The 12,645-nt window shown below is 39.7% G+C and carries 11 protein-coding genes; 6 read left to right on the plus strand and 5 right to left on the minus strand.

Annotated features, from left to right (window positions below):
• Positions 1-62 precede the first annotated feature (62 nt).
• A complete protein-coding gene (locus K348_RS0108335; protein ID WP_029904510.1) occupies positions 63-2,867 on the minus strand; it encodes a pitrilysin family protein in 2,805 nt (934 codons plus the stop codon).
• A 50-nt stretch (positions 2,868-2,917) separates the two neighbouring features.
• Positions 2,918-3,313 carry a diacylglycerol kinase family protein gene (locus K348_RS0108340; protein WP_029904511.1) on the minus strand — a complete coding sequence of 132 codons (396 nt, stop codon included), beginning with the start codon at positions 3,311-3,313 and terminating at the stop codon, positions 2,918-2,920.
• A gap of 166 nt (positions 3,314-3,479) precedes the next feature.
• Between K348_RS0108340 and K348_RS0108345 the strand changes: the two genes are divergently transcribed.
• The gene (locus K348_RS0108345) at positions 3,480-4,781 is read left to right on the plus strand and encodes a mechanosensitive ion channel family protein (protein ID WP_036930267.1); all 1,302 of its coding nucleotides are present in this window, start codon (positions 3,480-3,482) and stop codon (positions 4,779-4,781) included.
• Positions 4,782-4,895: 114 nt separating this feature from the next.
• Entirely contained in the window at positions 4,896-5,240 is a 345-nt protein-coding gene (locus K348_RS0108350; protein ID WP_029904513.1) for a hypothetical protein, read from the plus strand.
• 9 nt (positions 5,241-5,249) lie between these two features.
• On the opposite strand, the gene K348_RS0108355 is transcribed toward K348_RS0108350, so the two are convergent.
• A complete protein-coding gene (locus K348_RS0108355; protein ID WP_029904514.1) occupies positions 5,250-6,110 on the minus strand; it encodes a metallophosphoesterase in 861 nt (286 codons plus the stop codon).
• Positions 6,100-6,723, minus strand: a complete 624-nt coding sequence (locus K348_RS0108360) for an inorganic pyrophosphatase (RefSeq protein WP_029904515.1) — start codon at positions 6,721-6,723, stop codon at positions 6,100-6,102. The genes K348_RS0108355 and K348_RS0108360 overlap by 11 nt, the downstream gene beginning before the upstream one ends.
• Before the next feature lie 565 nt (positions 6,724-7,288).
• On the opposite strand from K348_RS0108360, the gene K348_RS0108365 reads away from it, so the two are divergent.
• The 3 genes from K348_RS0108365 (at position 7,289) to K348_RS0108375 (ending at position 10,689) form a co-directional block, all read left to right on the plus strand.
• A complete protein-coding gene (locus K348_RS0108365) occupies positions 7,289-7,732 on the plus strand; it encodes a dCMP deaminase family protein (protein ID WP_029904516.1) in 444 nt (147 codons plus the stop codon).
• 15 nt (positions 7,733-7,747) lie between these two features.
• Complete coding sequence (locus K348_RS0108370; protein WP_081852541.1) at positions 7,748-9,466, plus strand: S41 family peptidase; 1,719 nt, start codon at positions 7,748-7,750, stop codon at positions 9,464-9,466.
• A 119-nt stretch (positions 9,467-9,585) separates the two neighbouring features.
• Positions 9,586-10,689, plus strand: a complete 1,104-nt coding sequence (locus tag K348_RS0108375) for a transglutaminase family protein (protein WP_029904518.1) — start codon at positions 9,586-9,588, stop codon at positions 10,687-10,689.
• 4 nt (positions 10,690-10,693) lie between these two features.
• Here the strand turns inward: K348_RS0108375 and K348_RS0108380 are convergent, their stop codons facing one another.
• Positions 10,694-11,890, minus strand: a complete 1,197-nt coding sequence (locus K348_RS0108380) for a glycosyltransferase family 87 protein (protein WP_029904519.1) — start codon at positions 11,888-11,890, stop codon at positions 10,694-10,696.
• A gap of 144 nt (positions 11,891-12,034) precedes the next feature.
• Here K348_RS0108380 and K348_RS0108385 point away from each other — a divergent pair, with 144 nt between their 5' ends.
• Entirely contained in the window at positions 12,035-12,592 is a 558-nt protein-coding gene (locus K348_RS0108385) for a 5-formyltetrahydrofolate cyclo-ligase (RefSeq protein ID WP_029904520.1), read from the plus strand.
• The last annotated feature ends 53 nt before the right edge of the window (positions 12,593-12,645 follow it).

Below are 12,645 nucleotides of genomic sequence, written 5' to 3' on the forward strand. Positions count from 1 at the left end.
CATAAAAAAGAAAAACCGCCCGGATATATATCCAAGCGGTTTTAGACTATAACAATATACTGTTATTTCTTAGGGTTCATTATCACCTGAATGAAATTATCCTGCGATATAAGCTGTTTTGTGATATTCCTGACATCATCTTTTGTCAGAGCATTAACGATAGACTGATAATTAGAATGATTATCTTCCCCATAGAAGTAATTAGCTCCCAGAATACTTACCCAGTAACCGTTCTGCTTCTCATCTTCCTGAAATTTCTTCAGCATGTATTCTTTCACTTTCTGGAAGTCCGCATCTTCAGGGCCTTTCTCGGCGATGTTCTTTACTTCCCGCTCTATGATAGGAGAAATAGCGGTTACCCGTTCAGGATCGGTGTCGAAAGACATCTGCAATGTAGTTTGTCCGTCAGGTATGCGGCCAATGCCTGCTCCTGTCCTTACTCCGTAAGTACCTCCGGCTTCTTCCCTTACTGTACGTTGATATACGATATCGAGTATTTGCTTAAGGGCAGAAATTGCTATCTGGTTCTTTTGATTTCTTTCAATTGTACCGCTGTAAAGCTCAAATACAGAAGTCTTTGGTGTTTTCATTTCCTGTTCGAAAGAATCTTTGAATGCACCCTTGCGTATATCTGTATTCCGTTTCGTATATGTGGCATTCTTATTTCCCGAAGGCAGCGAAGCCAGATATTGTTCAACCAATGGTTTCAATGTTTCTTCATTTATATTTCCTACAAAGCTGAAGGTAAATGAGCCCGGATTGGCAAATATCTCTTTATATATTTCGATGATACGGTCATAATTCAGTTTCTCTACGTCTTCCAGCTTCATTTCTTTCATACGCGGATTATCTCCATACCGTGCATCACTTGTGTGCAGGCTCATCACATATCCCGGGTCGGAATTCAGGTTATTGATCTGATTCTTGATCACATCCATAAGGGTTGTATATGCGCCCTCGTCTTTTCGTGGAGCGGTAAAGTGCAGATAGGCGAGCTGCAACATGGTTTCCACATCTCTGATATTGGACGAGCCGTTTATCCCCTGCGTCCACGACGATATATTCGGATATACCCTTGCCGATTTTCCTGCCAGCACTTTTTTCAGTTCGGTAGCGCTAAAATTGCCTATACCGCCTACATAAGGAACCATAGATGCCATATTGGCATTGTATATATCCGAATCATCGATAATGGAAGTGCCTCCATATCCATTGGATGACATGATAATCTCATCATCTTTAAAGTCAGTCTTCTTTATCACGACCTTCATTCCGTTGGATAGAGTCCATATCGTTGTTCCCAACTTCTCATCGGTCGTGGAATTCACTACTTTACCCGGTTGAGGCAGCTGCGTAATTAGCGGTTCATTGGAAACAGTCTCCGCATATGGAGTTATTTCTTCTGCTTCTGCAGCATTGAATATTCGGAGCAATTCGTCTTTGCTTGGATATACCATGCCTTCTTTCTCAGGTCCGACAACAGTAATAATTACATTTTTCTTGCTGATAAGCCCCTGAACCATTGAATTGATTGCATGCGCATTTAGCATAGGAGCCATTTGCTTCACGAAATTGTATTCGTATTCTATGCCCGGAATACCTTCATTATCTGTAAAACTACTCACATACTCCTGTACATATCTGTCATTAAGCTGTTTGTTGCGGTTGTTGTACATATCTTCGTACCTCTGCAACAAACTGGCTTTAGCTCTTTCCACTTCAGCTTCGGTAAATCCGAATCGTCTTATACGTTCGTTCTCCCTTATCATAGCAGCCAGTGTTTCGTCTATCTGCCCTTCTTTGCTTAATGCAAGCGTAGTCCATGCATCTTTTGTTTTAGATACAAAGAAACCTCCGTCGTAAGCATAAGATGATGCGAAAGGCGCATCGGCCTTTTGTGATATTTCATTCAGCCTGTCGGATAACATGCTGGAAGATAAATTTTTCACAATAGATATCATTAACTCAGCCTGCGTTTTTTTCAGGTTTTCGGGTATGATATCATGTTTTATGTAAAGGCTGACAATGGTTTGTACTGCTTCCGGGTCGGTAACTACCGAAATTATAGGCTCGTCATTGTCCGGTACGGGGTGATATATTCTTTCGGCCGGATTAACAGGTTTAGGTATATCGGCAAACATTGTCTTTATCTTTGCTTCCACCTTATCTACGTCGATATCTCCTACGATAATTATCCCCTGCAGGTCGGGTCTGTACCATTTGTGATAGTAATCCTTGAGTGTCTGATAAGGAAAGTTTTCCACAACTTCCATTTTACCTATAGGCATACGGTCGGCATATTTACTACCTTCGAATATGACAGGCAGTTGCTTGTCCCAGATACGTGTTTGGGCACCGCTGCGTGTACGCCATTCCTCTTTAATCACTTTACGTTCTTCGTCTACCTGCTCGTCCGTGAGGGCAATAAAGCTAGACCAGTCGTGCAATACCAGCAGGCATGAGTCTACTATCGTTTCTCGTATCACCGGTACGTCTGAAATATTATAGACTGTTTCGTCGAAAGAGGTATATGCATTTACATTTGCACCGAATTTTACACCTATACTTTCCAGATAATTCAGCATTGTCTTTTTACCCGGAAAGTTTTTTGTTCCGTTAAAAGCCATGTGTTCAAGAAAATGCGCCAGTCCGGCCTGATTGTCTTCTTCCTGCATCGACCCTACTTTCTGGGCAATGTAGAAATCAGCTCTTTTTTCAGGATACTCATTATGCCTGATGTAATATGTCAGGCCATTTTCAAGCGTACCATACCTTACCTGTGGATCTACGGGCAGCGTTTCGGGGGCTTGGGCTTTTATGAGGCCTACGATAGCCAGAAAAGCAATTAAAATAAATGATTTCCTCATACTTGATCGTTTTTGTTTAGTGAAACGGATATAGAGTTATTATTTAATTATTATTCTAGTGATGATATCAAATCACATATCCTGGGTAGAAAGATAATTACACCACATACTACCGATATGACAGCGGCCAGAAATACTGCGGCTGCAGCGAGGTCTTTTATTTTCTTTATTGTCTTATGCCATTCGGGTGAAATATAGTCACATATATTCTCAATGGCAGTATTGACGATTTCGAGGCAAAGCACCATTCCTATCAATATCAGGATTACAAACCATTCTACAATAGATATATCCAGAAAAAATCCCAATGCTATTACTACAGCCGACGTAATAATGTGGATACGGGCATTATGCTCCTCGAGCCATAATGCTTTGAAACCGCTGGACACATGCTTGAATGTTAATAACCTCTCCTTTATAGAAAATTTCTTTTTACCTCTTTCCATACTTATACCCTGTAGCAAACAATAGGAGTTGCTAATGTATGAAAATAAGCTGTATATTTTTATCAGGATACATCTAAATTTTAACTTTTTATTAATTTACGGCCTATTCTACTAGGCTGGACTTCTTAAATTCGTTATTTTTGAGGAAAATCAATGCAAATCGATTATGGATATAAATGATTTACAAAACGACTACGAGTCGATGACTCTTACAATAGCAGGCTGGATGCAAAAAGTGCTGACAAATATGGGTGTTCCACAGGAATGGATTATCTATGTCAAACTTGTTGTACTATTGACATTGGTCATTGTGACTGTATACATCCTGCAATGGCTGGTAAGAACGGTGCTGACTTTTTTGTTCCGCAGGGCAGAGAAGATAACAAAGATGTCGTTCTTCGGGTATACTGTTAATAATAAGCTGCCTCATTATCTCGCACTTGTGATTCCTTACTCTTTTGTAAGGGGAACGATACCTATTGTTTTCTTCGACTTTAAGGGAGCGATCGGCCCACTGATAAAGCTGACGGATATCTATCTGGTATTTATGGTCATATGGACTGTAATGGCACTCCTTAGGTCATTCGGCGATCTGCTGCAGGAAAAGCCTGCATTTAAGCAGAAGCCGATGAAAAGTTATTTTCAGGTTATACAGATGATACTTTTCATATTCGGGGCGGTGGTAGTATATGCCATACTTACAGGACGTTCGGCAACAGCATTCTTTGCAGCTATGGGTGCGGCTTCGGCGGTCTTGTTACTCATGTTTAAAGATTCCATTATGGGATTTGTGGGCAGTATACAGATTACTACTAACGATATGGTGAGAATAGGGGACTGGATAACAATGAACAAATATGGTGCCGACGGAAATGTGGAAGATATTACACTGACTACAGTGAAAGTCCGTAATTTCGATAAAACAATAACTACTATACCCACTTATGCCCTGATATCGGATTCTTTCCAGAACTGGCGCGGTATGCAGCAGTCGGGAGGACGACGGTTCCGGCGGGCACTGAATGTGAAATATGAGAGTATACGTTTTCTGACCGATGAAGAACTGGAAAAATTTAAGAAAGTAGACGGTTTAGCCGAGTATATTAAGAATAAGCAGGCTGTTTATGCCAAACTGAATAAAGCTAGTTCGGATAGTGAATTGCCATTGAATAAGCATGCGATAACAAATTGTGACCTGTTCATGCAGTACGGCATCTATTATCTGCGCAATCATCCGGATATAAATCCGAATCTGACTTTATTGGTAAGGCAGTTGGCTTCGACTACTCAGGGTCTGCCTATCGAATTATATACATTTACAAATACAACTGTATGGGCTGAATATGAAACTATTCTGGCTGAGATAATGAATCATCTTATCAGTGTAATAAAATATTTCGGTCTTGTGATATATGAAGAGTCGTCGGGTAGTGACGATTATAATGTGTATATGAAACAACTGGACTGATATATTGTTAGTAATTAAAGTAAGAAAAATAAGCTTTTATTTTGTGGAATTTGCAGGTGTTCTTTATCAAATAATATAAAGAATAGATAGCTTTATAACTTAAAAATATTTGATATGAAAAAATATATATTAATATTCAGCATCCTTTCTATATTTGCCTCATGCAGTACCAACCAGTATGATCTGGAAAAAATGGCGGGCGCTGTCAAAAGCCATTTGAGATACAGGGATGCCGAAAAAGGGACTATAACAAAGATTGAAGTCTTAGATCCGGTTTCGTACGAAAAAATACCCGAAGATATGCGCGAGAATCCCGATGAAGTCTATTTATGCAAGATATATATGCGGGGCACTTGGGCTTATGCCGACAGCTATCGTATTTATAATATAGATGATACGATTAAAAGCTATTTTAGTAAGGATAAGACCTTTATAAGGCTTGACGATGATAGGAAATAGAGCGTTTGCCTAATTAGATAGTGTAATCTCCACGATTTCAGGTGCTGCAAAAAAGCGGAACGGTATACCTCCTACGCCTATTCCGGAAGTTACATATAGCCTCATATCATCTTTGCTTTTCCAGCCGTAACGATATTTCTGATCGGTATTCAGATATCCGAGATCCTGTCTTCTAAATTCGGTACGCGGCATAGCAGGGGCGAAAAGCCCGAAGAAAGTTATCTGCCCGCCGTGTGTATGCCCCGACAGCATGAGGTCTACACGGTTGCCTTCCAGGAGTTCCAGATAGTCGGGATTGTGTGAAATAAGTATACAAAAGTCCGACGGATTTACATCGCCGGTTGTATTTTCAATTAACTGCTTATCTTCCCAGAAATCACCAACACCGCCTATTTTGATGCTGTCACTGCCTTCTTTTATCCAGTATGACTGATTGTCGCAGATATTGAAACCGCAATCTGTGAGGCCTTTTTGTATAAGCCTTGCATCTTCCCAGTGGTCGTGATTGCCCAAAACGGAATAAACGCCATAGGTGCTTTTCAGATTCTTTATTTCATTGAAAAATGGTTTTGTATATGTCGAATCTTTAAGAATGTAATCACCGCCGAGGATAATGATATCGGGCTTCCTTTCGTTTATCTTCTCTACCAGTTCTGCAACATCATCAGGAGTAAAATATCGGTTGCAATGGATATCGGAAACGAATATCACTTTCTTTCCGATAAAGGATGCAGGTATGTCTTCATCTGCAAAAGACATTTCCCTAATTACGATATGTCTTGCTTCCCAATATCCGTATGTCAGGCACAGGATGCCAAGACAAAAAAGAATACTTATCGATACGATAAGTAGCTTCTTTTTAGATTTCATTCCTGAAAGCAATATCGTAATCTTCTATTGCCATACGTATGACCTCGCGGGCCGTATTTACATCATAAATATCGGTGAGTATACAGCGGGGCGATTTATCTCCCGGCAAGTCTTTATATGTGGTAAAGTAATGTTTCAGTCTTTCAATAACCATAGTCGGTAAATCGGTTATATCACGTAAACATCCGTAAATGGCATCATTCTCCAGCACGGCAATTAGTTTATCGTCGGCCTGATTATGATCCAGCAGCCTGAACCCGCCGATAGGACGCGCTTTTACGATAATATCGCCGTGTGTAATATCCTTTTCGGTCAGTACACATATATCTACAGGGTCATGGTCGCCTTCAATATCGGTAGTTCCCAATGCTTTATTCGTGATTTCTGCTACACGGTCGGCACTATAGGTTTGCGGGACGAATCCGTACAAGGCAGGTATAATGTTTGAATATTTCTGCGGACGGTCTATCTTCAGATATCCGGTTTCTTTGTCTACTTCGTATTTTACGGTATCTGTAGGTACTATTTCTATAAAGCAGTTTACTATTTCGGGTGCGTTTTCACCCCTGCTGATCCCGTGCCAAGGATGGGCTTTAAATTTCTGTCGGTTCATTTTCTCTTTTACTTTTGTGTAAATCTTCCGTTTTCGGCGGACAAATTTACGTTATTATTTTGTTATTGCCATAAAGACTTTACAAGCGGGGGATTATTAACGGAAATTCGTAAAAATTTATCTATGTTATAGGATGATATTATAAGAGGATAACAAATGGTTCTGACGAATGGTTTTTTGAAATGTTTTTTTGTAGTTACCCTATCTAGGTGAAAGTTTTTCAAGTGACTGAATTATTAATTATTCTTTCTTAATTGATTTCTGTTACTTTCGTTACTTTTTAACTAAATATTGTTAACGAATATGAATACAAAAAGAGATACTTATTACATTCACGCAACAAACGGAAATTGTTGATTTATTATCCGAAATCCGTTACTTTTGTTACCTTTTAACTAAATATGGTTAATTAATGTAAAAACAAAAAATAGAGCTACACAATAGAAAATTCTTTTTGCCAAATTGAGAAAGATTTGCTAAAAATACTCAGCTATAAAAAACAGGCTGATAAAGATATATCGCGAACTTTTCATTATATTTGTGCTTCTTAAACTAGGTAAAATTTATGGCTAAAAATAAGCAGCAATTGTTAGACGAACGCTATATGAGAATGGCAGCCATATGGGCAGAAAATTCATATTGTGTACGCCGCAAAGTTGGTGCTCTCATCGTAAAAGATAAGATGATAATTTCGGACGGATACAACGGCACTCCGGCCGGATTCGAAAATATCTGCGAAGATGAGAACAATGACACAAAACCATATGTTTTACATGCCGAAGCAAATGCTATAACAAAAGTTGCCTGTTCGCACAACAGCAGTATGGGAGCGACAATGTATGTGACTACATCGCCCTGCATCGAATGTGCAAAACTTATTATACAGGCAGGCATAAAAAGAGTAGTATACAATCAGAAATACAGGCGCAGTGATGGTGCGGCATTGCTGGAAAGAGCAGGTATAGAAGTGGTTCTTATTGAGATGGACGAAATAGAAAGTAATAAATAAGCGTGTTAATAATAAATGAAAAGTAATAAGAGGATATATATATGGCTCCCGCTATGCATCGCATTCAGCATTGCCATAGGGATTCTTATAGGTAATATGTTTTCGGTGTTTACTCCGGTGCGTAAAATGTTCGGGGCTAATAAGCTGGAAACCGTATTCGAATATATAAACAGGTCGTATGTAGATACAGTAAATGTCAACGAACTTGTAGAGGATGCCATTCCCTCGATAATAGCCGGGCTCGACCCTCACTCGGTATATATTTCGAAAGAAAATATGGAGTTGAGCGGCGACGAACTCGAAGGCCATTTCAGTGGAGTAGGAGTAGAGTTTATCATCAAGAACGATACTGTCAATATTGTGAATGTTTTACCGGGTGGCCCGTCGGAAGCTGTCGGCATTATTCCGGGCGACAGGCTTGTTTATGTCAACGACAGTCTTTTTGTTGGTAAAGGTCTGGGTGAAGAAAAAGTATTCAGGACACTGCGAGGAAAGAAAGATACGAAAGTAAAGATCAGGATAAAAAGAGGCACCAGTGAAGACCTCATCGATTTTGAAGTTACCCGTGCCGATGTGCCTGTAAAAACCGTACCGGCATCTTATATGCTCGACGATAAAACGGGCTATATTAAGGTTACGAAGTTCGGCAGTACTACATACAATGAATTCATTACGGCTATCGCCAAACTGAAAAGCCTTGGCTGCGAATCGTTCATTGTAGACCTTCAACAGAACACAGGAGGATACATGGGCGCTGCCATTATGATGACAAACGAATTCCTTACCAACGGAAACATGATCGTGTATACCGAAGGCCGTTCATATCCGCGTGAAAATGTATTTGCTGACGGTTCGGGAACATGCAAGGATAACCAGCTGATTGTACTTATCGACGAAGGAAGTGCTTCGGCCAGTGAGATTTTTGCGGGAGCCATGCAGGACAATGACCGTGGGCTGATAGTAGGCCGCCGTTCATTCGGAAAAGGTCTTGTGCAGAACAGATTTACATTTAAAGACGGTTCGGCATTGCAGCTGACTATCGCACGCTATCATACTCCGTCGGGAAGATGCATACAAAAGGCATATAAGAAAGGCGAACGTAAGGATTACGACATGGACTTACTGAATAGGTACAACCGTGGTGAATTCTCGAGCCGCGACAGCATAAAACTGGATAATCTGCCGTTGTTCCACACACTTGCTGGCAGACCTGTATACGGTGATGATGGTATCTTATCGGATGTGTTTGTGCCTCGGGATACTGTCGGCATCAATTCGTATTACCTGAGGGTAGCCAATAGCGGAATGATGCGTGAGTATTCTTATGTATACACCGAGAAGAGCCGCGAAGCTTTAATGAAGTATAAGACATGGCAGGAAGCCGATAAATACTTATCGACACAGCCGCTTGTTGACTATCTCGTAGAGTATGCTTATGCCAAAGGTATACGCCGTCAGCCTTATCTGATTGCCGAATCGAGGAAGCTGTTGCAAACTCAGTTGCAAGCCTTTGTGATACGCAATATTTTTGGTGAAGAAGGTTTCTATCAGGTATTCCAGCGGGATGACCTGATCATAAAAGAGTCCATGAGGTTGATTAAGTCCAACAAAGCGACAAAGGATGCTATCAGGGAAGGACTTTATAATACGGTTTCGGATAATATGAGAATGACCGGCCCGGGACTTATACTGTCGCCGATGCAATACTTCGAACGTCAGATACTGGTAGTCTAAATAACAATCAAGATATAAAATATAAGCATGGATGTAATATTCCATGCTTTTTTTATCTTTACCGTGTAACTTTTCTGTTGTCATATACGTCATAGTAGAAAATATAACCAAATACACCTATGAAATACTTTTATCTGTTTCTCATCTTTCTTTCCTTATCCATATTTACATATGCACAGAAAGATAAAACTTATGTGGTGAAAACTAATACCGATAAAGTTAAGCTTATTGTAAACGGTGACACCTCAGAAGATGATTTGCAATTTTCGAAAGAGAAGAGCGATACAGTCCGGATTTCGATAGCCATTGAACCTTTAAATATATCGATGATTACGGATATAGACAGTATCTCAGTCCGTGTTCCGGAAGATGAAAGAGGTATATTTATATTTCAAAAAGAAGGAATGAAACCGCTTGTAGCCATTTTTTATAATGGAATGGAGAAGAATAATATTAGTTTTGACCGGATTAATAAAAACTCTCAGTTCAGGTTCATTTATGAGAAAGGAGAAAATAATCCTTATTTACAAAAGCTAAGAGCAGAATATCCTATCGATAGTATTGCCTCAAAAGGCGCAACCGATATTGAAAAAGTTCGTCATATTGCATCATGGGTTCATAACCTCTGGAAGCATGACGGATATAACGAACCAAAGCAAAGCGATGCATTATATATACTTGAGCAGGTAAAACAGGGACAGCGTTTTCGTTGTGTGGAATATGGTATTGTTACCACTGCCTGTCTGAATTCAATAGGCTTGCCCTCACGAACATTGGCACTCAAGACGAAGGATGTAGAAACAAGACCGTCGGGCGCAGGGCATGTGGTATTGGAAGTTTTCCTTAAAGACCTCAACAAATGGGTGATGGTCGATCCACAATGGGATGCAATAGCCTATCTGGACGGAGTTCCTCTCAATGCAGTGGAGTTTCAGGAGGCAGTTACTCACAAGAAGGATGTAGATATAAAATCTAGTGATAAGGAGATTTCCAAAGAGCAGTATAAAAGCTGGATATATCCTTACTTATATTACTTTTCTTATAAATTCGATAATAGAGAGAATATTTCAAGAGAGGATCGTTTTACCATCGACGGTAAAACAGATATTATGTTGGTGCCTGTAGGAGTGAAAAAACCTACTGTATTTCAAGGGCGTTTCCCAATCAACTATTGCATTTATACGAATTCTATTCAGGATTTTTATGGTGCTCCTGAATTATAAATCACTATTCAGAACCTTTGCTTTCGGTGAAATAAAGTGATGAAAGTTTATCAGAGGATTTTTTGAATGTTATAAGCTGATAAACCAATGTCAGCCACACTATCAGGTAAGGAAGAGCCTTAAGTGAATACGGCCTTATTATCTCTTTCCTAACAAATCCGGGAACGATGTCCGAACCTGCACATAGCGTGACAAACAATGTGAATACAAACAGTATAATTACATATTTGCTTCGGGGCTTCTTTTGTATCAGAAACCATAAAGCTACTCCTGTAATAGCAATAATATAGGTGCTGTTTTCCGACCCTGTACTGAAAAGGACAATGCACATCAGCGCTGATGCCAGCAGCCCGTATTGATATACCGGATTATTATATGCTTTTACCTGTATGTATTGCAGTGCAAACAAAATGAAAGCCGGTAAGAGTATAAATAAATTAAGTCCTTGAATACCTGATACCCGCTGAATCATTCCCAATGCAGAAACATTCTGATAGATAGATCCGGCGTTCAGCTCATTTTTTAAGGTCAATGATTCGTACCAGTCGGCATAACTTTGGACTATGAACTGGGGCGAGGATATAATCATCGGAAGAACGAAGAATATAACTCCCCATAGAATCAGATAACCGATAAGTTTTAGCTTATGGCGGGAGAAGAAAAAGAAAGCGAGTCCGACTATTCCATATAGTTTGATGAACAGCCCCAGCATAATAAAACAGGCTGCCCAAAAGTCTTTTTCGGACTTTATACAGATAAAGGTACCTATCACCAGAGCGGCTATAAGTGTATTAGTCTGGCTATTGGTAGCATTCAGATAGACCTCATGCATGGCAATCCAGTAAATGATAACCTTACCTTTCCACGACATGGGCAGTTTGTATATTGCTATTAGCAATGTGGCGGCAATAACCATTTCCCACAAAGGTATTCCAAGGAAATCGGGTAATAATGCAAACGGCGCTATGATTATACTGAATAGCGGGCCGTAATGATTGGTATCGAAGTATTGTTCAGGGTATTCGGCATAGAGATTGACCTGATCTATGGTATGATAAAATACATGCTTGAATATCTGATAATTGTTTGCCTTATGGATGTGGCTGATCCCCGCTATCAAAGCGGCCCCTATCCAAAGTGCAAAAATAAGCCTTTTATCATAGAATATTGGTCTCTGAAAGAATCTGGATATGGCATTCATGCTGACTGCTTTTATAGTTTTGGGTAACAATATCATTTTAAGCCTCAAAAATAGGATAATATTACCGAAGAAATGTATTTTTGTCGGAGATTTCTATTTACGGGCTGAGATAAACCGGATATAACAGCCTCAAATCAGACAAAAATGAATAATATACCACAAGCAAAAGATAAGCTCAGAAAGGAAATATCTTCGTTGAAAAGGGGATTTACACAGGCAGATTTAGCCAATCGTTCCGAAGAAGTCTTATCCGTCCTAGAACTGACAGGTGTTTTTCAACAAGCTAAAAATATATTTATCTATAACAGTATGGAAGACGAAGTGCAGACTTTCAGCTTTGTACATAAATGGGAGGCAGAAAAAAACTTCTATATGCCTGTCATAGTCAATGAAGATATGCTTTGGCGAAAATGTACATCGTCTACTGTCTTTAAGCAGTCGGCTTACGGCATTATGGAACCTGTCGGAGATGAGTTTACCGATTATAAGAAAGTTGATCTGTTAATAATTCCGGGAATCGCATTTGATCGTAAGATGAACCGGCTAGGAAGGGGTAAAGGATATTACGACCGTTTTTTGCCTCAAATAAAATCACCTAAAATGGGTATATGTTTCGAGTTTCAATTATTAGATCAGATTCCGGCAGACAAGAACGATATAAAAATGGATTACATAGTGTCCGAAAATGAGTTGATCTGGTGATCTGGTTTTTAATGTTTTTATACAATTTACTCGTAGCTCGTAACCTGTAACTT

This window comes from Prevotella sp. 10(H), assembly GCF_000711235.1.
Classification (GTDB): Bacteria; Bacteroidota; Bacteroidia; order Bacteroidales; family Dysgonomonadaceae; genus Dysgonomonas.